Genomic DNA, 23,031 nt, shown 5'->3' on the forward strand with positions numbered 1-23,031 from the left:
TAACTTAATAGAATAAACTCATTTTTTATGGCACTTAGCAGTTACCTCGTAGTAAAAGGGCAAAATCAGGGGCAATTTAAAGGAGGAAGTATCCAAAAAGGCCGGGAGGGGTGGATAGAAATTATTGCCTACAACCACGAAATTCAGTCGCCTTATGATTCGTCGAGTGGAATGGCTACAGGTAAACGACAGCATCAACCCCTGATTGTATGGAAGGAAATTGACCAGAGCACCATCAGTCTTTTTCAGGCATTAATCGATAATGAACTACTTACCACGGTAGAACTGAAAAATTTTAGCCAAAACAAGCTGGGAACAGTTGGTGGCGCAGGGAAGGAAGTGCTTTCGTACAGCATCACCTTAACCAATGCGAGAATGGTGGGAATAAAAAGTGCCATGCTGAATAACAAAAACCCAGAACTCACAAGATATGAGCGTACCGAAGAAATATCCTTTGTGTATGAAAAAATTGAATTCCACTGGCATCTTGGAAATAAAACTGCAGAGGATCACTGGTAATACTGACGCTGGGTGGGATTTGCCCACACGGCAACTTGGCCCAATATCCTTTGACCAGACTGAACACTGCGACTTATTACTGACTTCGACTTCGTAACTCACGTTACTCAGGTGCTCAGTCTGACACACCCTACACCACTCACGACTTACATTTTTACCACTTACTAAATCGACTGATCACTGCGACTGATCACTGATTCCCTCCACTGGAGCTGAAACTGATCACTGGTTCCTCCCTAAGACTCAAGACAGCACAGGACAATCCCTGGAGGTAGTTTTCCTAACTACTGCTTTCCAATAATCCTGTCATGCAAAAAACCAGTAGTCTTTTACTGCTCCTGATCAGCCTTTTCCTTTTTGAAGTACAACCCCTACTTGCCCAAGGAGGAAGCAGGGCAGTTGATCCGGATTCACCTGTAGTAAGCTTTGGCCCCACACCCAGAGAAGCCTTGCTTGTGGGAGAGAAAGCTGGGGGCCGCCTGGTGATTATCGATCCCGAAACGCTTGAAATCGTGGCGCGTATTCCGGCAGGAGGAAATCTTCATGAACTGGCCACCGACGGGCGGTATGTGTACATCGGATCCAATCTTCCCGGAATCACAGTGGTAGATGTGATGGCGCAAAAGCGGGTGGAGCCCATTGACATCAGCGCATTTGGAGACCGGCATGCCATTACTTTCGCAGGCAGTCATCTTTATGTGGGCCATGAGACCAACCGCTTGATCTCACGCTATGATCCGGTCACAAAGAAGTTTGACGAGGTCATCGGACTCCCCGGAGGTTCGCACCTACTCCTCGTCACTCCCGACGAACAGCGGATCTTCACCGCAAGCAGCAATGGCCAAGTGATTGCCATTATCGATCGGGTAAGCAATGAAAGAGGCCAGAAAAATTTGACGTTCACTACTTTTCCCGGTGACACCCGCATGGAAGGCATGGCGCTTTCACCCGACGGGAAGGAGTTTTGGACCCTGCACATGAATGCGAAAAAAATATCGATCATCAACGTGCGGGAGAAAAAACTGGTTGGCTCCATTTCGTTTGAAGGCGGATTGAACAACCGCATTAAGTTTACAAAAGACGGAAAATATGTCTTGATGAATGAGCTTCAGGGCAACGAGCTGCGTGTCTGGGATGTGGCTACACGCAAGGAGGTGAAACGAATTGACGTGGGTGCCGGTGGTGAAGGCATCTTCATCGATCCGGTTCGTCCCCGGGCATACTATACGGTAAGCGCCGGCAACAAGCTGGTCGTGATTGACACCAACACGATGACGGTGATCAAAGAAATACCCGACCTTCAGAACCCAGATGGGATGGATTGGTTTAGTGCGAAATAAATTTCAATGGGTTTGCAGTAAGCAGATATCGAAAACAGCAGCCTTTCTCAGCCTCCTTAACCTCTACGGCAGATTAATGCAATCAGAGGTTCTTAGGCAAGCTTAAATACACCAAACTATTGACCATTCGAAAAGGGAAGGTAAAAGCATTTGTTTCCTAATTGGGAAATATTTATTTTCGATAAAAAACTGTGGATGAAGCCTTCCTTTGAGATTGAATTACTTGAAGAAGCTGTTAAGTTTTTAGAGGATCTTGACTCCAAAGTCAGAGAAAAGATTTATTACAATTTAAAAAAATCACAATTCGTTGACGACAACGAATTGTTCAAGAAACTAAATGACTCGATTTGGGAATTCAGAACTCTCTACAATGGTAAAGCTTACAGACTATTTGCCTTTTGGGACAAAATTGGAGGAAAAGATACTTTAGTCGTTGCAACTCACGGGATATTGAAAAAGACCCAGAAGACTCCACCAAAGGAAATCAAAAAGGCCGAAGACATCAGAAAACAGTATTTAGAGCATAAAAACACCTAATCATGGCAGACAAATTCAAAACAGTGCCGCTTGACAAAATGATTGACAAGCATATTGGCAAACCTGGGACTAAGAAACGTGACGCTTTCGAGAATGAGTTGCGAATTGACCTGTTAGGACAAGCTATAAAAAAGGCTCGGCAAGAACGCAATATGACTCAAGAACAATTAGGAGAACTTGTTGGGGTACAAAAAGCGCAAATCTCTAAAATAGAAAACAGTGTAAAAAATGCTCGCTTTGAGACAATCCTAAAAGTGTTTGAGGCTTTAGGTGCAAAAGTGAATTTCAATGTAGAGCTTGCTTAACAGAACATTAATCACTGAGACTGATCCCTGAAAGTTGACCCCTCCTCCCCTCACGACTTACCATTAACCACTTACCAAAACAACTGAGACTGAACACTGCAAGCTGAACCCTGATCACTGAAACCTGATCCCTCTCTGTAACCTCCCCAGTCAATTGGGCATCTAATGAGCTAACAACTTAGCACTTAACTCATGCCCAAAACCACCTCAATTCCCCTCCGATTCCAACTGATCTGCCTGATTCTAGGACAGCTTTGTTTTGCCCTTTCCACTTTTTTCTGGATAGATGCGGGCACCTATTCAGTCAATTCTGCCACCTGGATGTTTTTCTCCATGGTCTTTTGGGCCTTGGGTTGGATGGGTTTGTTTGGAATGCTCGCCGAGCAGATGCCCATTTACTCCAAACTGGGCTTGCTTTATGCCCTTTATGGAACTTTCGGAGGAGCAGCTTTTGCCATGGAAGGCTTGTTTATTGAGACGTTTGATCTTTCAGAAAAAGCAGGAGTGGAAGCATCCGAAATTTTCCCCCTCCAGTTCAACCTAGTCCTGTATCAAAGCGGCCCGGCATTCCCGCTTTCCCTGTTGATCCTGGGAATCGTCCTTGCTTACCGTAAAAAGGTCACTTGGCCAGCTGGCATTTTACTCTCTTTTTCAGGAATCTCCTTTCCAGTAGGCAGGATTCTCCGGAAAGTGGAAATTGCCCATGCGACTGATTTTTTGCTTTTGGCAGCGGTTATTTGGATTTCTTTTCAGCTTTTGGGAAAAGAAAGGTAGACAAACCGACAAGGCAATGTATTTTAGTTATTACCAGACATATTTCAACTACTTACTTCTCACGACTTACCTTTTCCCACTTACCAAAACGACTGCCACAGATCACTGAGACTGATCACGGCCTACTGAGACTGAACACTAAAATGGAACCTTTCCCCCTTCCTATTTGTCAAAGGTTTGGCATTTGAGATTACATTGCCTACTTTGGTTTTACCGATGCTTACCTCCAACAACATAACCCCTTCCGACTTTTTGGTCACTGACCGCAGATTCTGCCGGACAGTCTGGGGGATGCTTGTATCTCACAGCAAGGCCTTTATCAGCTAACCCTCCGTTGGGTACTTAAACGGAGGGCTCAATTCCCGTCTTTTTCTATTCATTTATCCACTTCCTGTATTTCCCCTGGAAGTGAAAATCTATTTACATACCTTATTATGCAACCGATCATTTCTGAAACTGATTATAAATCCATCTATTCCCTAATCCAGGATCTGCCGGCAAGCCAGCGAACCAAGGAAATGGGACAGCTTCAACGCGAACTGAATTCTGCCCTGCGTGTGGCAGATGAAAAACTTGGGGAGGACATTATCCGCCTCAATTCCTATTTCGAAGTTAAGGATATGGGAACAGGCAAAACGCTCCAACTCCATCTGGTGATGCCCAAAATTGCTGACCTGAGCCAGCAAAAAATCTCGATTCTGAGTCCCCTGGGCGTGGCCCTGATTGGATTCAGAGAAGGAATGCTTGTAGAATGGGTACTCCCTGGAGGACCTAAGAAACTGAAGATTCTGAAAGTTGTGAATACCGTTCAGCTAGAACGGCTCTAATTCCTTCAAAATTCCCGAAACTATGAAATGGACATACTGCATTCCCAACAAAATGGGCACCTCTATCCTGCTGATGGGGGCTTTGGTTTTGGTCTTGGTCAACAACCTGAAAGAGCGGGCAAATTCCAAACAACTGAAGACCGCCTTTGAATCGATCTACGAAGACCGGCTTATGGCGGAGACGTACCTCTTCCGACTGACCCACGAGCTTCATCAAATCGAGGAATTGTTGAAAAGCCCGAAGCCCGGACAAAAAGAAAAACTCTTCGAGAAAATTGATGAAATAGAGCAAATCAATCTACTCTACCTGGAGACAAAACTGACGGCTATAGAAGACCAACGTTTTGAGCACTTCGAAAAACAGACCTGGGACTTGACCCGCGCCTTACAGTCCCAAAGTTTTGAAATTGCACAATCCAAAATAAAGGAAGCCCTAAGGGATCTTCAGCTGTTGTCGGATATTCAAGTCTTGGAAGCACAGGGCCTTTTGGCACAAACCCAGCGGATCTTCAGCTCCGGTTCGCTCAGTTCCCAGTTTGAAATCGGCTTGGTCATCGTCCTGGGCCTGATGATTCAATCGATCCTGTTTGCTTCCAAAACGCTTCAGGAACGGAAATCCTTTTCTCCCGAAAACCTGAACTGAACCTAATTAAAGAACCTTTGAAACACTGTTTTTCAAAGGTTTTTTTATGATCGGATTTTGCGCTGGAGAATTAGAAAATCACTTAATCGGTAAGCCTATTATTATTTCCCACTTTCTTGACACTAACCAAATATTTCCAATTTTTGAATCCATTCCGAACAGCTGTGGACTGTTGTCCGTCGACTGTTGACGATAATCCGAAAACCCAATTCTCTCTAAAATGATCAACTACCACGACAAAACCTTCCGACCTGTCCAAAACTCCGAAAACGGGGAAACATCTGCCGAAACCATTTTTCATTACCGGCAGGAAGGGACTATTTTAACCTCAGACTATTCCGGTGGAAAAATAAAAAAAGGTCACCTGATCGGACTGGTGGATGAGCAAGGCCAAATTGAAATGCGCTACCATCAGGTCAATTCCCAAAACGAATTGATGACCGGAATTTGCCGGTCTGTACCCGAACTGCTTCCCAACGGGAAAATCAGACTGCACGAGACCTGGCAATGGACTTCGGGAGATCAATCCAAGGGAAATTCGATTTTGGAGGAAATCTGAAGAGTTCGGAATTAGACCTTCCAGGTTTTGAAAACCTGGAAGGTCTTTCTCTTCCCCAAAAAATTATTCATCAAAACCCAAAAAAGTGTTTCCTACTTCGAATCCTTAAAAAGTCTTGCCATTTCGTGATTTTTTCTCCTTTTTTCCAGAATTAAATTTCATCGATGTAGCATTGGAGAAACTATTCCCGTCTGGTTTTCAACCAAGGTTTTTTCCTCAACCAAACTTTTCGCTTATGACTACTTCAAGATTGTACCCGCTGCTTTGGATTTTGATGATCTCGGTCCTAACACTTTCCTGCCAGGACGAAATCACCACGACTTACACCCACCGGACGATGATGCCGGTTTATCTGGAAATGAGTGATATCCGTGCGAGAACCATAACAGTGGAACCACCGCAGGAATTGGACAGTCCCGGTAAAATCTACATCTACGGAAACTACCTGCTCATCAACGAGCCAACCAAGGGTATCCATATCCTGGACAATTCCAATCCCTCCAATCCGGTCAACAAGAACTTTATTCCTATCGAAGGAAATGTGGACTTGGCTGTAAACAGCAATATCCTCTATGCTGACAACTATGTAGATTTGCTGGCTTTTGACATCAGCAACCTTAATAATATCAAGCTTGTCAAGCGTGTTGAGGACGTCTTTACTCACATGTACCGCCATGATACCGGGCAGATCATCACCTTCAAAGACACTGTGATTACTTCCGAAAATGCCTATTGGGGCTGTGCAAACTGTGAGTTCTTCACAATGGATGCGAGCCGAAGTTTCGCTGCAAACTATTCTGCAGCGGCCCAGAGTTACGGCACCGGAGGATCGATGGCGAGATTTACCCTGGCCAATGAGCACCTCTATGCCGTGGACGAATCGACAATGCGGGTATTTGACGTAAAAAATGCCGCAGAACCCAAGTTTGTCAAGCCGATAGATCTGGGTTGGGGCATCGAGACCATCTTTCCATTTCAGAACAAACTCTTTATCGGTTCGAACCGTGGCATGCATATCTATGATGCTTCAACTCCAAGTAGTCCTACAAGAATGGCTGTGTACGAGCACATAGTAGCCTGCGATCCTGTAGTGGTCAATGAGGATTTTGCCTTTGTCACATTGCGCAGCGGTAACTTCTGCGTCAACAATATCAACCAACTTCAGGTCATCAACATCGAAGATCCTTACAAACCTTACATGATGAAGTCCTATCCCATGCTCAATCCGCACGGACTCGGGCTGGCTGGCGACAACCTCTTTGTCGCAGAAGGGAAGCATGGACTGAAAAGCTTCAAGGTAACTGATGTCTTGAAAATCGACCAAAACCAAATGGAGTTTTTGGAATCCATGAAAGCTGTTGATCTGATTCCAGGACCCAAGTCCCTGATCGTGATCGGCCCGGATGGGGTTTGCCAGTTTGACTACAGCACACCCTCCAAGCTTATTAGACTGAGCTGCATTGATGTGAAAAATCCGGTGGTGATCAAGTAAACAGTGGGCAACGAGCAGTTCCAGTCTTTTAGACCCTTCGACTCCTCTCAGGGTGACAGTCGTGTCAGGCTGAGCACCTGACCAACGAGAGTTGGGAAGTCGAAGCCAGTCGCAGTAGCCAGTCGCAGTAATTGTGTACACCGGAAATATTTCATCTGTGAAAATCTGTGACATCTGTGAGAAAATCCTTATCCTTTCCAATGAAAGCATTATTCAGAAATAGAAAATGAAAGTTAGCTTCTTGTTTCTAAGCATTTTTGTTTTGACCCTTTCCACAGGATATGGTCAGGAAAAAGTCTATTACAATCAGACGGAATTTGGGGCGATGTTTGGCAGAGTTGAGAGCCAATGGAGCGGAGACACAGAAGAAAGGATCAATTTTTCAATGCTGACATTTCACGGTGCCCGGATTTCCAAACATCATGTAGTGGGGTTTTCTCTCGGTTTTGATCACTATGAAAACCTGTCCATTATCCCAATCGCCTTGGGTTGGAGAGGGTTTTTTGGCAAAGATGGCAGAGCACAGTTGATTGGAGGATTTGACATCGGAGGCGGATCGACGATTTTGGAAAAGGGAGAAGAATCCGAATGGGGTAAGAGTTGGTACGAAGGAGGAATCATGGCAAGTCCTTCGGTCGGTGCTTTTTTCCCAGGCAAAAAAGGGAAAACAGCCCTGACAGTCACCATCGCCTACAAAAGACAGGAACTTGCCTATTACCAGGGCTCTTATGAGCAGGTTGGTACCCAAAGGCCAATTATCATCTCCCAGCTTCCTCCGGGATATAATTCGATGACTGAGACGGACTACCTATTTCAGAGTTTGGTTTTAAGGATGGGTTTCAGTTTTTGATCAACCAGATATTAACCGGCACAATCATCCACAGTCATTTTTGATTTTTAGGAGAAACCTGAAATTTTCAAACTTACCGGCCTAACCAAAATTCCAACAGGTGATTTCAATAAACCTCGTATTCCTACTATATTGAGAACCTATGTCCGAAAAGGTATTTTTTAGAACCCGTCTCTATTTTACTGGATTTGCAACGCTCGCTATCGCAGCCCTTTTAACCTGGAATTATTTCAATGGTGGCGTGCCAAGCCATCATGTACTGGCAGATGAAAGCCTACCACTTATTTCCAATTGGTGGGGAGCGCTTTTGATTCCATCGCTGACCTGGTTTCTCACTTATCGAATTCAAAAGAGAGTTTATCACAAAAGAAATCATGAACCCTCAAAGCAACTCAACCAAGCTTGGTTCGGCTTTGTGGCAGCTTTAATTTTCGGATCTCTTCTCGCTGCCTTTTTCACTTTTGGTTTCTCGGATTTGCCAGGTTATATGCTGTTGGGATTGCTCCTTGCTGCATTATTTCTCCCAATCTATCGGGCAGAATGTTTGTTGGGATTTGTTTTTGGAATGACTTACACGTTTGGAGCCGTCCTTCCAACGCTGGTAGGATGCATCCTTGCGCTTATAGGAGCTGCAATCTACCTGCTTATCCGACGAGGAATAATCTTTCTAAGCTCCAAATTGGTTCCAAGTTTTTCTGCTGATAAAAAATAGACAACCGAAATTGGAAACAATTGCTGGTTTATGGTTTGAAAGTTAAGGCACAGGGAAATCGCTTTTGAAATTTATATCACCCCTTGCGGGGTTTAAATGAATGCTTAGCCAATCGATCCTATTATAATTCCAGCCATACTGGCTTTTAAATCCCGAAGGGATTACAGGATTATAGCTTTAAATGGGTTTCTTATGTAGGGTAACCCCAAAGGGGTGACATCATTTTTATCGAAAATGGTAAATGCGATTTCCCTGAGCTAAAGGCAATGTCCTGTTCGAGATTTGCAATCTCGAACCTTGATGATAGGATTTACAATCCGTCTAAATTCAGCCCAAACCACTTCACAGCATTGTGGTAATAGATCTTGTCCACCACTTCTTTTGGAAGTTTCAGGCCTTGGAATGCCCCGTTGACATCCGCCGATTCCATCGATTCCTCACTGACCAAATATTTCCAGTCCTTTTGCCAGGTGGCGATTGTGTTGGTTTTGAATTTTTCCGGATCGGGATTTCCTGAAATCCCCAAGTCAGTTCCATAGATAATCCGGTCTTGGTATTTGATCATAAAGTTTCTGACTTTTTCGCGGTCCTTTTGACTTTGAAACTGGAGGTGTCCAATTCGGGCGGCCATATCAACAGCCATGTTGGGAAATCGGTCCAATCGTTTGGCGAGTTCGTCCACGTTCCATTCCACACTTCCCAGATGTGCTCCGACAAAGCGGATTTCGGGGAATTTTGCAAGCAAATTATCCCGTGCCTCCACCTGCTGCTCGTAACTGGGATATTCCGGATGGAGATACATGTGGTACTCAGGATGTCTTGAAAAATAGCTCCTGTCATTGTTTACGGTCATTTCCTCCAGCGGCAGCCAGCAGTTTCTGGGTTCGCCAAGATGCGCCATCAGCGTTTTGCCCTGATCTTGGACAAACTGAAATATCGGCTCCAGCCTAGGATGATCTGCCATGATGAAATCTCCATTTTCATCCTTGTACGTCATCCCGATGTTTTTCCAGATTTTGATCCCAATAGCCCCTTGGTCAAAGGTCTTTTTGATTCGATCGATTTCATTCTGGGCCCAGTTGGGATCAGTCCAGCCTTCGAGGGAAATGGTGGAAAGAAAGTCAATGTAATCCGGATTTTGACCTTTTTGGTGCAATGCAAGTCGGATTTGCTCTTCTAATGGAGGATAGTCTGGAACATCCACACTTACGGTAAGCAGGTGGAAATTGGAGCTTTTAGCCGCCTCCGTCAATGCGGTACTTTCTGAATTGTGATGCGTATGGGTATCGATCTTTTTTACATTGGAAAAGTCCTCCAAAGAATAAAAATCGACTTTTTCCTCCTGGATCAGGAGAGCCAAAGCAGCAATGAAAAAAGGAAAAACCGAATCTATCATGAACTTTATTTTGTTGTTAAAAGATACAATGATTTTTCATCTTTGGACTATGGAAAAGTACCTCAAGGCTATTTCAGACGGCTATTACGGCTATGCCAATTACCTGATCAATGAAATCCTAAATCCAAGCTGGCACAATTACTTCTATTGGCTGGTTGGTGCGTCTCTGGTGATTTGGATCTTGGAGCTGGTTTTTCCATGGAGAAAGGATCAACCGGCGATCCGGCAGGACTTTTGGTTGGATCTGTTCTACCTTTTTTGGAATTACTTCCTTTTTGCACTCATTGCATACAATGCGCTCTCCATGGTCGCTGTAGAGCTGTTCAATGATTTCCTGGGGCTGTTCGGAATCACCAATCTGGTGGCTTTCGAGATCGAAACCTGGCCTTTTTGGGCAAAGCTGGTTCTGATCTTTTTGGTGCGGGACTTTATGCAGTGGAATATCCACCGGATGTATCACCATGTGGACTGGATGTGGGAGTTTCACAAAGTGCACCACAGCACCAGACAAATGGGTTTTGCTGCTTTGCTACGGTACCATTGGATGGAAAATATCTTGTACAGAACCCTGGAGTATATTCCCCTGGCCATGATTGGAGTGGGGATCACGGACTTTTTCATCGTCCATATCTTCACATTGGTATTGGGTCAACTCGGTCACGCGAACCTAAAAATTCCACTTGGCCCTTTTAAATACATTCTTAACGGACCGCAGATGCACCTTTGGCACCATGCCCGAAACCTGCCTGAAAGTCATCCCAACGGATTCAATTATGGGATTTCGCTCAGTGTCTGGGATTTTATCTTTGGAACCAATTACTGGCCATCCGATAATGAAAACCTACCCGTAGGTTTACCCGATGAGGAGAATTTTCCGGAGGATTTTATCCGACAAAACACCGAGCCTTTTCATCGGATTTTTGGAAAAAAATAAAAAAGTTCCCATCAGGCTCAAACCAAAATTGTGATACTATTTTTTTGTGGGAGTGGGGAATTAAAAAACTGTTTAAAAAGCTGGATAATCGATATCACATCAGGCACCTTCCATCAAAAAAGATAAAATTTTTAAAATAAAACGATAATTATTATTTGTTTTATTTTAAATTTGCTAGTTTTGTTTATCAATAATCAACTTCAAAGATGGGCCTCACAAAACCTTCAAAAATAATCCTCCTTAAGTGCGCCATATTGGGCACCATGCTTTTTTCATCTTTGGCGGTAGTATATCATGTTCGCTGGTTGATAGCTTTTTTACTCAGTTCCGCACAGAACCACGTGCCGAGTGGGCAACAGCCACTGATTTGGTTTTGCGTACAAATACTTTCAAATGCCACTTTTCTTGCTGTTGGATATTTCATGTTAAGTCTATTCGATAGATATAAACAGAGAAATTACTTTGACGATTACAGTTTAAAGGTACTTAACGGGGTGATACATTCCTGTTTTTTTCTAGCCATTCTAGGTGTCATAAAGCTTGCTTCCAGTGAATTTTACCCTCTCCCATTAGATGAATACAAATCAATTTGGGGTACTTTAAACCTAATGACATTTTTACTTATTGACGTGGTAACGTTTAAAGAACCACAAACCATGTATCTGCTGATAGCCATAATCCTCTGGGCAGTTAAGCAATTTTCAATCAAGGCAATTGCAATAAAATCTGAAAACGAAGCAATTATATAGTATGGCTATCATTATCAATTTAGATGTAATGATGTCTAAAAGGAAGATCTCGTTAAATGAACTCTCCGCTCGAGTTGGTCTAACAACTGTAAACTTATCTTTGCTAAAAACAGGAAAAGCCAAAGGGGTTCGATTTAATACGCTGGAATCTATTTGCCGAGAACTTGATTGCCAGCCAGGGGATATTTTGGAATATCAAAATGACAACAAACCCTAAGAAGCGACTTTGTTCCATCGGTTAAGTCGTTCGCTTCACATCTACCTAAATACCATCAACTCGAACATAGGCCATTTCGGTTACGAATAGTTTGATACTCTTCACTAGGAGCTACATTACGACAACCAATTACTGGCCGTCCGATGATGAAAACCTACCCGTAGGTTTACCCGATGAGGAGAATTTCCCTGAGGATTTTATCCGACAAAACACCGAGCCTTTTCATCGGATTTTTGGAAAAAAGAAAAGCTGACCAATCAGTCAGCTTTGAAAATTTCATTGGAGAAACCCGGTTCTCTAGGCTAATTACATCAGCCTTTTGATCGTCCAAATGATGATTGCTACGAGGAACATAATGATGGAAATCCTGTTGATTCCATGCATCATCTTTAAGTTCAAATTGGTCGGCCTATTGGGATCAGGCTTTTGAAACACCCGGATAAAGTAATTGCCTACCTCACCCAACTTGAAGAATTCCTGGACTTTATTTTTATCTGACATGATTGCTGGATTTGATAATGTTTCAACTGGTTGAAGATTGATTTGGTTCAAGAAAAACATCTAAGTCCCGATTCTCTCTTAACAATGATCTTGTAAAAGACTTCGGCAATTTGGTTGCTTGGGTTAAAGGCGAAATATGCTATATTCAGATATATCCACATTAAAATATTCTTGAATTGGGTTATGAATATCCAACAATCTGAAATTTCTGAATTACTGCCCCATAGAAATCCATTTCTATTTGTTGATAAAATCTTGTCATCAACCGACGAGGAGATTATTGGAACAAAGATTTTCTCGAAAAAAGATGAGTGGTTAAAAGGCAGTTTTCCTGAATCAGGATTTATACCTGGAATGATACTGGTCGAATCCATGGCTCAATGTGGTGGTGCAGGAATCAAACTTCTGGGTAAAGCAGAAGGAATATTTGCTTTGACAAGTATAGAAAATGTCCAGTTTTTTGCAGGAGGTCTCTATGGAAAACAAATAAAGTATTTGATTAAAAATCAGAGGATCAGCAGCAGCATTATCAAGCAATCAGGCACAGCAATGATGGGTGAATCTAAACTGATGGAAGCCTCATGGATGAGTGTAAAAGTGAGATGATTTTTCCCTCACCTTATCCAAACCAGATCTTGATTCTTGTGTCTAAAATCTTGAATCTAGAAATCAAATCGTCTCCGGCTCGTTCCACATCCCATCCTCTTTGATGATATTGATCAATTCATCCACGGCCTTTTCGGAAGAAACGGATTTTTTCATTACTTCCTTGCCTTTGTAAAGGGTGATTTTTCCTTTTCCAGAACCTACATAGCCATAATCCGCATCTGCCATTTCACCCGGCCCGTTGACGATGCAACCCATGATTCCGATCTTCACACCCTTGAGGTGATCGGTTCGCTTGCGGATCATAGCCGTAGTTTCCTGTAGATCAAACAGGGTTCGCCCACAGGAAGGACAGGAGATGTATTCTGTTTTCGACATGCGGGTTCTGGCAGCCTGAAGCACACCAAAGCTCACCGAATTGTGCAGCTTAACTTGATCAAGGACTTCCTGACGGGTATGCTCGCCTTCTTTTTCCAAAGAAATCAAAATCCCGTCCCCCAATCCGTCAATCAATAATCCCCCGACGTCCGTGGCAGCATAAAGCGTCGTCAGGTCAGCCGATTGATCGGGATAGCTTACTTTCACCACAACCGGCACATCAGATTTCGCCTCCAGCAGACTGACAAAAGCACGCCTCAAAGCCGGAAGGGAATGGGTATTGTCGGTTTTCAGAATCAGAATCGTGTCTTTTCTAATTGAGACCTGGGGAATAGCTGCTTCGATTTCTTCATCGAAAATCTCCAGGAAATTCAGTTCAGAATGATGAAGATCTGCTTGCTTAAATTCATTTAAAGTGAAAAGCGGAAACTTATTCACCTGATCGGGAGCCAATTTCCAAAAAGCAAGATCCTGGATTTCTTTCATCCCGTTTGGCAGCATGAATGGAATCGGGTTGGAACCCGAATAGACAAAATCGCAACCCTGATCGTTCATCTTCCACTTATCAAGTTCTGGTAAGTAGAAATGGCCGACGACCTTCATTTCCCTGTCGGTGACTTTTTCGATTTTCGAAATATCAGTGATCACGCGAGGCACGTTGTGACCGCCAAAATTGTAAATCTCAGCAACATGCCGCTTGTTGTATTCGAATGGAGTAATTGGATAATGCTGGATTTCGGTAATTGGAGCATGACTTGACCTTCCGGTGTAGCGGCCGATCAAGGCTTTGGCTACAGGAGCTTCAAACTCCGGATCTTCTGTCAAAGAGACTCGAACTGTATCACCGAGTCCATCTTCCAAGAGGGTTCCGATTCCCACCGCGGATTTGATCCGGCCATCTTCGGCTTCTCCGGCCTCGGTTACTCCCAAGTGAAGCGGATAGGGTTTGAATCCGCCCTGATTCAGCTTTTGCACCAATAGTCGGTAAGCCTGCACCATCACCTGGGTGTTGGAGGACTTCATGGAAATCACGATATCGAAGTAGTTTTCGTCTTCGCAGATTCGCAAAAATTCCAAGGCAGACTCCATCATTCCCAGCGGAGTATCGCCATATCGGCTCATGATTCTATCTGAAAGCGAACCATGATTGGTACCGATTCGCATGGCTGTACCGTTTTCCTTGCAGATTTTCACCAAAGGCAAAAACCGCTCACGAATCCGATCCAACTCCTCGGCATAGCTGGCATCGGTATAGTCGATGACCTCAAATTTCTTTTTATCGGCGTAGTTTCCCGGATTGATGCGGACTTTTTCTACGATCTTGGCAGCTAGTTCGGCAGCATTCGGGGTGAAATGAATGTCTGCCACGAGCGGGGTTTTATACCCTCTTTTGCGCAGCTCAGCCTTAATATTTCTGAGATTTTCGGCCTCCTTGATGCTGGGAGCGGTGATTCGTACCAGTTCGCAACCCGATTCTATCATCCGGATACTTTGCTCCACGGAGCCTTTGGTATCCATGGTATCCACAGTTGTCATGGACTGCACCACGATGGGATTGTCTCCCCCTATGAGGACATCCCCAACTTTCACCGGGATGGTTTTTCTCCGGGAATAGCTCGTGAGGCTATCGCAATACAGGGAATCGAGGGATTTGATCAGTGACTCCATAGCTTATATATCTCCAAGTTGGGGGCGGATAATTACTTCTTCAACAACAGTTTGTGGGGAAAGGTTGTAAGCGCCCCACACGCTCTCGGCCACATCCGCAACACGGACAAACCGCTCCTCGGGAAGGCCTGCACCTGCCCAGCTTTCAGTATAAGTTGCCCCTGGCAAAATGGAGGTAACTTTGATTTGATGAGATTTCAGTTCCTCCCGAAGGCATTTGGTCATTCCCAGCATGGCCCATTTTGACACGGCATAGCTACCTCCGTTGGGATAGGCAGTCAGCCCGGCAATCGAACCCATACTGAAAATATGCCCTGATTTCCGAGAGATCATTTCTTTAATAAATGCCCTGCTGAGGTAATACGCAGAGAAAAGATTGGTATGCATGATATACTCAAAATTCCCTTCGGGTTCGCTGTGCAAAGCTCCTGGCAGGAAAATCCCGGTGTTGTTAATCAATACGTCCGGAATTCCGATCGCTTTTACCGCTTCAGAAAACCGCAAAACTTCCTCTTTTTTGGAAAGGTCAGCGACCAAGGCCAGTACATTGATTCCCGGATGGTTTTCCTCCAGGTGGGTTTTCAATGAGACAAGGTCCTTTTCATTTCGGGCACAGGTAAAGATGTCGAAACCTTCTTTGGCAAAACGCTCAATAATCGCCCTGCCGATACCTTTTGTGCCTCCTGTGACGAGGATACTTTTACTCATTTGATTAGTAGTTTAATAGTTAGTATGACAACTATCTACAGCGAGCAAAGTTACATTTTTTTATCAAAACAGCGCGGAGACTTGCATCCTACCCACATGGACGATCCTTTCCAGACCTTCGGAGTTTCGGCCTTCATAGACCAAGTTGAGTTGAAGCCCCTCTCCTATCTTTTGGAGCCAGTTGAGCGACCAAGTGATGTTTGTTCCGGGAGTCAATGCCTGGAGCATTTCATAACCCACAGGAGAGTTCACCTCTCCGTTGTAGTCGATCTGGATAAATTTCAAATTGCCTGTCAGCGTGGTTTTGATTGCTTTAGCAAAGCGAACATCCAGTCCCAGTTGATGGATTTGGGCTTTTTCTTCAAATTCCAGGTTTTCGGTGTTTTGCTTTCCGGTAAAAGAATACATGCCGGTAGTTCTGAAAAACGGTGTCGGCTGCCAGGCAAGTTCAGGCCCGATGCTGGATTGATCAATAAAGTAATTCCGGTTTTCCAGGAAATCCGAAGCCGAAATCCGGTTGCCGGTACTGCCCAGGATTCTCAAAGTCATCACGGAATTGAAATTGTACCTAGTATTCAGCTTCCAGTCCTGTTGGATCTGATCCTCAAAACCTCCGGAAAGCAACTGCTTCAACTGAGAATCGAAGAGCGAGAGGTCAAAACCATACTTTGCCGAAGCTCTGTTGAAAAAGAAACTTGTCCGGATGATCTGTCTCAATGAAAGGATCTGGTCCCGCTCCACCGATCCGATGAAAGGATTCACCCGATCCCAAAAGTCATCCGAGGTCACTTTCTTCTCCACACTCAAACTGGAGGTATTGGAAAACCGGTGAAGGAATTGCCGAACTCCTCCCGACTCCTTCCAACCTTCAGGAAACTTTGCCTGAATCCGATAATTGAGCAAACTTGTGTAAGCTTGAACATAGGTGTCTGTCGGGACAAAAATCTTGATGTACTGCTTTTCTTCCGGGTTGATGGCAATGTAAAATTCATTCAGCTGTTGAATCCCGTCGCCATTATCATCTCTCCAGGTGTGGGTTCCGTCTCCGTTGGTGGCCGGCAGGTAGACAAATTCACGTTGGAGTTCGCGGCCATTGCCGATCGCATAGCTGATTTCGTTGCGGATCAGGTTTTTTCCAAGATTTCCCGAATAGTCCACTTTTCCCAGCAAAGTCAATTCTGTCGGCAAATCCCTGTTCAGATATTCCAGTTCCCTGTAAGTGAAAGTGCTTCCCAAGCTGTGATTGGCCCATTGTTTTCTGAATGAAAAATTGGAGGTAAAGGCCTGCGTATCGTCCAGGAGAATTCCGGCCACTGGCAAGCGATCCTCCCGCCAAGCTGCATCTGCAGAAAATGCATAACTGAGAGAATCATTGCTTTTCAGGTAAACCAAATGTTCCTGAAAATTCATCGCCGTGCTCACAATCGAATCGGTTTCTGTGTTTTTCAGGGCATTCCGGTCAATAGAAAACTGATAGCCTGGGACAAGAAGCTTTGACTGAAAATTTACATTCCCCAAATACCGGGTCCAATCCGAAGTCAGGGTGTCCTGATCACTATGCAGCCTGAAAAACTCCTGGCGGATCCGCAGCCTTTTTCCGATTTCAGTATTCCAATTGGCAGTATGCTGTGACCCATTGAGGACATTTTCCCGGTTTCGGAGATAAAGCTTGTAATTGAATAAGTTCAGGGCATCTTTTTCCAGGCCAACCTGAGTCAGAAAAAATCGCTCTGCAGCATCAGCTTCCAATGTTTCGGGTGAAAGTCCCCAATCCCGGTCAAATTCGATGTATCTGAACCTGTCGATAAAATTGAAATTGGTCGAGTTGTACTCGAATTCAGTCAAACCTTTGAAGCGATAGCCTTTGAAAATCCCCAGTTCACGGTTTTCGGACTGCAATCCAACTTTCCAACCCAAGCCCTGATTGTCGTCGTCATCCAGGGATGAAAACAGGTTTTTATCCACTGAAGAAAGCGCAACTTCGGTATACACTTTTTCATATTCACCCAATTTGATCCGGGTGCCGGCGGTGGTCATTCTCTTGCTGTCAGGCGCGGGAAGCTGAGTCAAAATTGAATAATCCCCCTGAGGCTGACCATTTAATCGGGGCAAATATTCAAAAACCGTCCCGTTGGAAAGCTGATTGACCCGTCGATAATCCCCAAAGCCCGCTCCGACTTGGGAAAAGGAAAGGGCGAAATGAGCCAATTCGGGATCGGTGGAATATTTGTAATAGGTGAGCGGATTTCCAAATTCATCGACTTCGCCTACTTTTTCATACAAAATCCGGGTGGGATCAAAGGCCACCGAATCGATCCTTGGAATAGCAGCATTTTCAATAGAATCTCCAACCGATGCCAAAAGGGCCTGCTCTTCCTGCGTAAATTCCGTGAAAAGCGGTCGGTTTCGATTGTCTTTTTCCTGATAATAATTGACATAGAAATCGACTTTCCCATTGGTCTGCAAGTGATTTGCCCCCAGAATCGAACGGGAATAATTTCGCTCTGCAAATTCAAAATCAACCCGGACCCGAGAATACTGAGTGATCAGCACTTTGGGAGTAAAGGTGATCTCTGCCTGGTTGTAGTCAATCACGTAATCGGCGTTGAATCCCCGCTGAAGCTGCTTTCCATCCAGAAAAACCCGCTCGGAGTTGGCCATGATGATCACGAATCGCTCATTGTTTGGGCCGCTGACCCGATATGGCCCAAGCACTCCTTCCAAAATCGGAAGTTGGATCGATGCAAATTTCCCCTTGGCAACCGAGACAAATCCCTGAGAACTCGCCTCCCAGTTTTCCTTCATTTTGTACTTGGAGGTAAACTGCAGACCCTGGACGTTTTTGTAGTAACGGAGAAACTCCGATTGCCTTTGCTGCAACACCACATCACCTGCCGCAAGGCTGAAGTTTTCATTGAAAAGCTCAATCAGAACATTGTCAAAATCCTGGATTTGCTGAGTATTTCCTTCGGGTTGAAAAGGAACGTTTTGGTCGGTGATGCTTGCCCGGATTTTCAGATTTTCTCCGATATCTCCTTCCAGTTGGAGATTCAAGGCTGAATTCACAAACACATTTTGGGTATTTCCAAAAGAAACACCACGGGTCAGACTTCCGGTTTTGTAAAGAGTAGTACTTGGGAAAAGCTCCTCCCGAATGTCAAATTCCGGGATAGCCTGGACCCGGTTGTCCTTGAACATGGCCATGGAATCATAATTGGCCTCTAAAGTTCTTCTGGCAAAAGTCTGATCCAGTCGAATGGCCAAAGTCCGATAGCAAACCTGGACCGAATCCGGCTTTGCAGCTGATTCAAAGTCGATTTGAAGTGTGCGATTGGAAAGGTTATATTTGAAAGGATACGTTTTCCCGGCTTTATCCAGCACTCGGATACTTTCCTGAATAGCCGAAAGAGAATCCAGTTCGCCGGGAGTTTCAAAATAGGATGCTGTAAACCAGCGGCATTTCTCCTGAGCCTGAGCAGACCAAGTCAAGCCAAAAAGCAAAACCCAGGAAACGATCCAAAAACGCATTGAAAACTATCAGCCTATTTCTTTCAAGGTACTAAAAACCATGTTTATTGAATCAGAGGAAAGGTGAGATAAAATGTCGTCCCTTTCCCAAGTTCGGTATCAAACCAAATCTTGCCTCCCGCAGTCTCCACACCGCTTTTTGCGATAGCTAAACCAAGACCTGATCCAGTTGACTTGGTGCTGAAGTTGGGGATAAAGATTTTGTCCCGAAGCTCTGGCGGAATCCCTTTCCCATTGTCGGTGATTTCAAGAAACACCGCCTGCTCGGTCATCCACAACCAGATGCGGATGTGGGGTGCTTCTTCCTGAGGGACTGCCTGGATTCCATTGATGATCAGATTGGATATCACCCGGCCAAAGAGCTTGTCATCCCCCATGATGGTAATCTCATCGGTAAAGGAATCGTCCTGAAAATCTAACTGAACTCGCTTGTCATTTTTGAACAGTTCCAGGACTTTGTTTACCACACCTTTGAAATTCATCAGCTCATTTTTGGGCAGTGGCATTTTTGCAAAAGTGGAAAATGAAGACGCAATCCCACTCAATGCATCCACTTGATGGATCAAGGTTTCCAACGATTTGCGGAGCTTTTGCTGATCCTCCAGCTTCCCCTCCTGCTCCAATCGGAGCAAGTGCTGCAGGGTAAGCTTCATCGGAGTAAGCGGATTTTTGATTTCATGGGCGACCTGCTTGGCCATTTCCCGCCAAGCAGATTCCTTTTCAGTGGAAGCTAGTACCTTTTTACTGGCTTCCAATTTATAAAGCATGTTGTTGTATTCGTTGACCAGCAAGCCGATTTCATCTTTGGAGGACCAATACATGGGTTCGTTATTTTCCAGATTGGTCGCCTTTAATTTTTGCGTAAGCAGCTTGAATGGCAAAGTCAGATTCTTGGAAACAAAGGAGGAAACGATCAAAAAGAGGATGAAGATGACCACGAAGGCATTGAAAATATTGCTCAAAACATCCGAAATCAAAGAATTGAGTTCAGTCTCCGACTCGAAAAACGGCACGGCCAAAATGCCAATATTGGATTGATCCACTTGGGACGGCACGGCTAAATAGACTGTCTGATATCTCAGCTTCCCTATTTTCTCGTCCAGCAGGAGTTGGATTTGATTTTTCTCCGTGATTCCAGCCAAGGCAGAAGGATTGATCCAGGGAGAAAGAATTTTTTTGTCAAAAATATTCGGGCGATTTGTCGATTCGAGGTATCCGGTCGGAGTATACAGGTGGATATCACTGGCGATGGTATTTGCCAACGCATTGATTTCTTCATTGAGCAAGTCGCGGTCCACGCTTGCAGGATTTTGGTTGTTGAAAAAAGCACCCAGATTGCTCCGGATCAGACTTGCCTTCTCGATGTATTGCCTGTTGAGATCGTCCCGATAACTCCCTCCCAGCAATCCAATCGTGATGATGGATATAATGATGATGGGGAAAAAGAAGGCAAAATTCAGGTACAACTGAAGCTTGGTGGAGTAATTGAACTCAAAATCCCGATAGCCTTTAAACAGCGTATTCAAAAGAATCGCCAAAAAAGTCATAAAAACAAAGGCTACAAAAAACAGGGAAATATTTCCAAAAAACTGCGAAAGGGAAATCGTGGGAGAGGAAAGCAGGATCACTTCATCCCCATTTCTCAATCCAAAATGATGATATTCTTGAAATAGCACCCCATTTTGAAACAACTGATTACGGTTCAAAATTTCCGAAAATTCCCCCTGGTTGTAATTGAAGGTACCTGAGCTTCGCAGCAGTTCTTTTCCCTGAAATACCGCATAGTCATAATTCAAAGGATCCAGCTTTTCGGCATATTTCCGATCCAACAAAAGCTTGGGATATACACTTCCTGGCTGGATTCGAAGTTGGTTCAATTCCAGATAAACCGTTCCAAGCAAATTATCTTCCCTCAAAATCGGTATAAACGCCACGAACTTATTGCTGGCGGTAGTCTCCTTTCCCCTAATAAAATACAGATCTCTCACCCCGGTGGCGAGGTCGCTTTTCACGTATTCCTGTCTCAATTCTTTCAATTCTTGCCTTTCGGCCGGACCTTGGATTTGTTGTCCAGTTGCCGAGAAAATCCGAACTACTACTTCAAACTGATCAAAGTAATTATCGAGGTAAATCCGCCGGATCTTGGTTTCAACTGGGTCTTTAGAAAGCAAAGGGTCAGCCATCCGGTTCTGAATGAAAAGGTCATTTTTCACCCTGTTGAAAATATCCCCAAGAAAAAACTCCGTCATCACATCATTTTCGATCAGGTTCTGATTGGCAAATCTGGTTTTTGAAAGAATCAAGCGCTCTCTTTCGGATTGAAAAGTGCTCACTCCAATGATGGTAGCAGTGATCAGGCAGGCATAAAAAAAGGTCAAAAAAGTATCGAGCCCCAATCGAAAAACATTCTGAAAAAGCTCAAAGCGGATGATGCTGAACAAGAAAAAAAGATGGATCAACCAAACCATCCCAAGCCAAAAGCTGAAGTAAAAAGCAATTCCCAAGAGGGGTGTCCCGATAATAACCAGGTAATTGTAATAGATTCGTTTATTGCCTCTGACACTGAGCAATAGACTGAATAATGTCAATGAGATAAGCACATAGACCGATCCGAACAAAAAGAGAATAAAAAAACTCAGGCCTTTGAACCAGTCAAATGTTGGGATGGAACGGATGTCGAGTACCCATTGGGAATTGAAAATGAGATCCCTGGGAAGAAACCATACCAACGCAAAAAAGAACGTACTGATGGATATGGCCAACACCAAACCGATCTCAAAGTTCCGGCCATGATCAAGAGTTGCCACCTTTTGAAAGGCTCTTTTTGAATAAAGCTGGTAAATGGTCAAACCCAGGATAAACACTGCGCATCCGGTATTGAGCATCAAGTCACCCAGACTTGGATTAAGCCAGGAGGAGGCATAGTTGACCGGATCAAAAAGGGGAAATTCAAAATAATCCCCCGGAAAATTAAACAAAAGCATAAATGCCCTGACGGTAACCAGAATTAACAAACCATAACCGATGGTCTGCCAGGGATACCCTTTCCGCCATTTTTTTCGCAGAAAATCAAAGCTCAACAGGAAATACAGCAGAAATACCGAGCAAATGAAAACAAGCAGTGCAGTGTTGGAAACTCTGCCAACAGGCTCATATCCCAGTTGAAAACTTATTCCGAAAATTGGTTTATCGGATACAGAATTTACCTGATACGCACCATCGGAAGGGTTGGAAAAAAGCTGAAAACGATCATTTCCGAAAAAATCAGGGTTTGGTCCGGTTTTGAGATAGTCGTTTTCAATAGATCCTGGCCAGATCAGACGCAGCACATGAACCAGATAATAGTCAGTAGAATTTCGATTGATTTTCCGGACTTTCACAAAAAAAGTCCCAAATGGATCTTCCAAAAGCTGGTATTCCTGGGAGAGGTCCAATCCTGAAAAATCAAGAGTAAGGGTGAAATCAGACCAAAAGAGCAGCTGCCCACCTGCATCCAAAACAAAAAATGGATGTCTGTGGTCAGGATTGCTGACACGCTCAAAAGTGATCGGTTCCTCGGGGCGAACTTCCATCAAAACCCGGATAAAATCTTCATCAAACTGGTTGTCTACCAGCTGGATTTTGTTTTGGATTGCCCCAACGTATTTCTCTTCTTCGCTTTTCTGAAAAACGAAAAAATTCAAAATCAGAACTATCAGAAGAGAAATTACGCTGATCAGGATGACCAGCCTGCGGGTTTGGAAGCTCATTTAGGCTAAAAATAAAAAAGCAAAGTCTGGTATCAAACT

The 23,031-nt window shown here is 44.2% G+C and carries 21 protein-coding genes; 15 read left to right on the forward strand and 6 right to left on the reverse strand.

Annotation, left to right across the window (positions count from 1 at the left end):
- Positions 1–27 precede the first annotated feature (27 nt).
- The 11 genes from tssD to B0E43_RS26390 all read left to right on the forward strand — a co-directional run bounded on the left by tssD (position 28) and on the right by B0E43_RS26390 (position 8,558).
- Complete coding sequence (tssD, locus tag B0E43_RS26340; RefSeq protein ID WP_077347323.1) at positions 28–519, forward strand: type VI secretion system tube protein TssD; 492 nt, start codon at positions 28–30, stop codon at positions 517–519.
- A 308-nt stretch (positions 520–827) separates the two neighbouring features.
- Positions 828–1,859, forward strand: coding sequence for a YncE family protein (locus tag B0E43_RS26345; protein WP_077347325.1), 1,032 nt, complete (start codon positions 828–830; stop codon positions 1,857–1,859).
- A gap of 195 nt (positions 1,860–2,054) precedes the next feature.
- The gene (locus B0E43_RS26350) at positions 2,055–2,396 is read left to right on the forward strand and encodes a type II toxin-antitoxin system RelE/ParE family toxin (RefSeq protein ID WP_077347327.1); all 342 of its coding nucleotides are present in this window, start codon (positions 2,055–2,057) and stop codon (positions 2,394–2,396) included.
- Between the two features lie 2 nt (positions 2,397–2,398).
- A complete protein-coding gene (locus B0E43_RS26355; RefSeq protein WP_077347329.1) occupies positions 2,399–2,701 on the forward strand; it encodes a helix-turn-helix domain-containing protein in 303 nt (100 codons plus the stop codon).
- A 192-nt stretch (positions 2,702–2,893) separates the two neighbouring features.
- A complete protein-coding gene (locus B0E43_RS26360; protein WP_077347331.1) occupies positions 2,894–3,475 on the forward strand; it encodes a hypothetical protein in 582 nt (193 codons plus the stop codon).
- Between the two features lie 434 nt (positions 3,476–3,909).
- Positions 3,910–4,302 (forward strand): GreA/GreB family elongation factor, encoded by a 393-nt coding sequence (locus B0E43_RS26365; RefSeq protein ID WP_077347333.1) that lies wholly within the window; start codon positions 3,910–3,912, stop codon positions 4,300–4,302.
- A gap of 22 nt (positions 4,303–4,324) precedes the next feature.
- On the forward strand, positions 4,325–4,945 hold the full coding sequence (locus tag B0E43_RS26370; protein ID WP_077347335.1) for a hypothetical protein: 621 nt from the start codon (positions 4,325–4,327) through the stop codon (positions 4,943–4,945).
- Between the two features lie 220 nt (positions 4,946–5,165).
- Positions 5,166–5,504 (forward strand): n-acetylglutamate synthase, encoded by a 339-nt coding sequence (locus B0E43_RS26375; protein WP_077347337.1) that lies wholly within the window; start codon positions 5,166–5,168, stop codon positions 5,502–5,504.
- A gap of 235 nt (positions 5,505–5,739) precedes the next feature.
- Positions 5,740–6,996: an LVIVD repeat-containing protein gene (locus tag B0E43_RS26380; protein ID WP_254423363.1), complete on the forward strand. Its 1,257-nt coding sequence runs from the start codon at positions 5,740–5,742 to the stop codon at positions 6,994–6,996.
- Positions 6,997–7,222: 226 nt separating this feature from the next.
- A complete protein-coding gene (locus tag B0E43_RS26385) occupies positions 7,223–7,846 on the forward strand; it encodes a hypothetical protein (RefSeq protein WP_077347339.1) in 624 nt (207 codons plus the stop codon).
- A 142-nt stretch (positions 7,847–7,988) separates the two neighbouring features.
- Positions 7,989–8,558: a hypothetical protein gene (locus B0E43_RS26390; RefSeq protein ID WP_077347341.1), complete on the forward strand. Its 570-nt coding sequence runs from the start codon at positions 7,989–7,991 to the stop codon at positions 8,556–8,558.
- Positions 8,559–8,868: 310 nt separating this feature from the next.
- Here the strand turns inward: B0E43_RS26390 and B0E43_RS26395 are convergent, their stop codons facing one another.
- Positions 8,869–9,954, reverse strand: coding sequence for an amidohydrolase family protein (locus tag B0E43_RS26395; protein WP_077347343.1), 1,086 nt, complete (start codon positions 9,952–9,954; stop codon positions 8,869–8,871).
- 49 nt (positions 9,955–10,003) lie between these two features.
- Between B0E43_RS26395 and B0E43_RS26400 the strand changes: the two genes are divergently transcribed.
- The 3 genes from B0E43_RS26400 (at position 10,004) to B0E43_RS26410 (ending at position 11,854) form a co-directional block, all read left to right on the forward strand.
- Positions 10,004–10,888, forward strand: coding sequence for a sterol desaturase family protein (locus B0E43_RS26400; protein WP_077347413.1), 885 nt, complete (start codon positions 10,004–10,006; stop codon positions 10,886–10,888).
- Positions 10,889–11,094: 206 nt separating this feature from the next.
- A complete protein-coding gene (locus B0E43_RS26405) occupies positions 11,095–11,637 on the forward strand; it encodes a DUF2975 domain-containing protein (RefSeq protein ID WP_077347345.1) in 543 nt (180 codons plus the stop codon).
- Position 11,638: 1 nt separating this feature from the next.
- Positions 11,639–11,854 (forward strand): helix-turn-helix transcriptional regulator, encoded by a 216-nt coding sequence (locus B0E43_RS26410; protein ID WP_077347347.1) that lies wholly within the window; start codon positions 11,639–11,641, stop codon positions 11,852–11,854.
- A 306-nt stretch (positions 11,855–12,160) separates the two neighbouring features.
- Here B0E43_RS26410 and B0E43_RS26415 read toward each other — a convergent pair whose 3' ends face one another.
- Positions 12,161–12,355, reverse strand: a complete 195-nt coding sequence (locus B0E43_RS26415) for a DUF6728 family protein (RefSeq protein WP_077347415.1) — start codon at positions 12,353–12,355, stop codon at positions 12,161–12,163.
- Between the two features lie 183 nt (positions 12,356–12,538).
- Here B0E43_RS26415 and B0E43_RS26420 point away from each other — a divergent pair, with 183 nt between their 5' ends.
- Positions 12,539–12,961 carry a 3-hydroxyacyl-ACP dehydratase FabZ family protein gene (locus tag B0E43_RS26420; protein WP_077347349.1) on the forward strand — a complete coding sequence of 141 codons (423 nt, stop codon included), beginning with the start codon at positions 12,539–12,541 and terminating at the stop codon, positions 12,959–12,961.
- 63 nt (positions 12,962–13,024) lie between these two features.
- Here B0E43_RS26420 and ispG read toward each other — a convergent pair whose 3' ends face one another.
- The 4 genes from ispG to B0E43_RS26440 all read right to left on the reverse strand — a co-directional run bounded on the left by ispG (position 13,025) and on the right by B0E43_RS26440 (position 22,992).
- A complete protein-coding gene (gene ispG, locus B0E43_RS26425) occupies positions 13,025–15,007 on the reverse strand; it encodes a (E)-4-hydroxy-3-methylbut-2-enyl-diphosphate synthase (protein WP_077347351.1) in 1,983 nt (660 codons plus the stop codon).
- 3 nt (positions 15,008–15,010) lie between these two features.
- Positions 15,011–15,715: an SDR family oxidoreductase gene (locus tag B0E43_RS26430; RefSeq protein ID WP_077347353.1), complete on the reverse strand. Its 705-nt coding sequence runs from the start codon at positions 15,713–15,715 to the stop codon at positions 15,011–15,013.
- Between the two features lie 63 nt (positions 15,716–15,778).
- Positions 15,779–19,243 (reverse strand): hypothetical protein, encoded by a 3,465-nt coding sequence (locus B0E43_RS26435; protein ID WP_077347355.1) that lies wholly within the window; start codon positions 19,241–19,243, stop codon positions 15,779–15,781.
- Between the two features lie 44 nt (positions 19,244–19,287).
- Positions 19,288–22,992, reverse strand: a complete 3,705-nt coding sequence (locus B0E43_RS26440) for an ATP-binding protein (RefSeq protein ID WP_077347357.1) — start codon at positions 22,990–22,992, stop codon at positions 19,288–19,290.
- Between the last annotated feature and the right edge of the window lie 39 nt (positions 22,993–23,031).

Origin of the sequence: Algoriphagus sp. A40 (assembly GCF_002002735.1) — a bacterium.
Classification (GTDB): Bacteria; Bacteroidota; Bacteroidia; order Cytophagales; family Cyclobacteriaceae; genus Algoriphagus.

Coding starts and splice junctions, on each gene's coding strand:
- tssD (WP_077347323.1), top strand. CDS start 28: ATGGCACTTAGCAGTTACCTCGTAGTAAAAGGGCAAAATCAGGGGCAA.
- B0E43_RS26345 (WP_077347325.1), top strand. CDS start 828: ATGCAAAAAACCAGTAGTCTTTTACTGCTCCTGATCAGCCTTTTCCTT.
- B0E43_RS26350 (WP_077347327.1), top strand. CDS start 2,055: ATGAAGCCTTCCTTTGAGATTGAATTACTTGAAGAAGCTGTTAAGTTT.
- B0E43_RS26355 (WP_077347329.1), top strand. CDS start 2,399: ATGGCAGACAAATTCAAAACAGTGCCGCTTGACAAAATGATTGACAAG.
- B0E43_RS26360 (WP_077347331.1), top strand. CDS start 2,894: ATGCCCAAAACCACCTCAATTCCCCTCCGATTCCAACTGATCTGCCTG.
- B0E43_RS26365 (WP_077347333.1), top strand. CDS start 3,910: ATGCAACCGATCATTTCTGAAACTGATTATAAATCCATCTATTCCCTA.
- B0E43_RS26370 (WP_077347335.1), top strand. CDS start 4,325: ATGAAATGGACATACTGCATTCCCAACAAAATGGGCACCTCTATCCTG.
- B0E43_RS26375 (WP_077347337.1), top strand. CDS start 5,166: ATGATCAACTACCACGACAAAACCTTCCGACCTGTCCAAAACTCCGAA.
- B0E43_RS26380 (WP_254423363.1), top strand. CDS start 5,740: ATGACTACTTCAAGATTGTACCCGCTGCTTTGGATTTTGATGATCTCG.
- B0E43_RS26385 (WP_077347339.1), top strand. CDS start 7,223: ATGAAAGTTAGCTTCTTGTTTCTAAGCATTTTTGTTTTGACCCTTTCC.
- B0E43_RS26390 (WP_077347341.1), top strand. CDS start 7,989: ATGTCCGAAAAGGTATTTTTTAGAACCCGTCTCTATTTTACTGGATTT.
- B0E43_RS26395 (WP_077347343.1), bottom strand. CDS start 9,954: ATGATAGATTCGGTTTTTCCTTTTTTCATTGCTGCTTTGGCTCTCCTG.
- B0E43_RS26400 (WP_077347413.1), top strand. CDS start 10,004: ATGGAAAAGTACCTCAAGGCTATTTCAGACGGCTATTACGGCTATGCC.
- B0E43_RS26405 (WP_077347345.1), top strand. CDS start 11,095: ATGGGCCTCACAAAACCTTCAAAAATAATCCTCCTTAAGTGCGCCATA.
- B0E43_RS26410 (WP_077347347.1), top strand. CDS start 11,639: ATGGCTATCATTATCAATTTAGATGTAATGATGTCTAAAAGGAAGATC.
- B0E43_RS26415 (WP_077347415.1), bottom strand. CDS start 12,355: ATGTCAGATAAAAATAAAGTCCAGGAATTCTTCAAGTTGGGTGAGGTA.
- B0E43_RS26420 (WP_077347349.1), top strand. CDS start 12,539: ATGAATATCCAACAATCTGAAATTTCTGAATTACTGCCCCATAGAAAT.
- ispG (WP_077347351.1), bottom strand. CDS start 15,007: ATGGAGTCACTGATCAAATCCCTCGATTCCCTGTATTGCGATAGCCTC.
- B0E43_RS26430 (WP_077347353.1), bottom strand. CDS start 15,715: ATGAGTAAAAGTATCCTCGTCACAGGAGGCACAAAAGGTATCGGCAGG.
- B0E43_RS26435 (WP_077347355.1), bottom strand. CDS start 19,243: ATGCGTTTTTGGATCGTTTCCTGGGTTTTGCTTTTTGGCTTGACTTGG.
- B0E43_RS26440 (WP_077347357.1), bottom strand. CDS start 22,992: ATGAGCTTCCAAACCCGCAGGCTGGTCATCCTGATCAGCGTAATTTCT.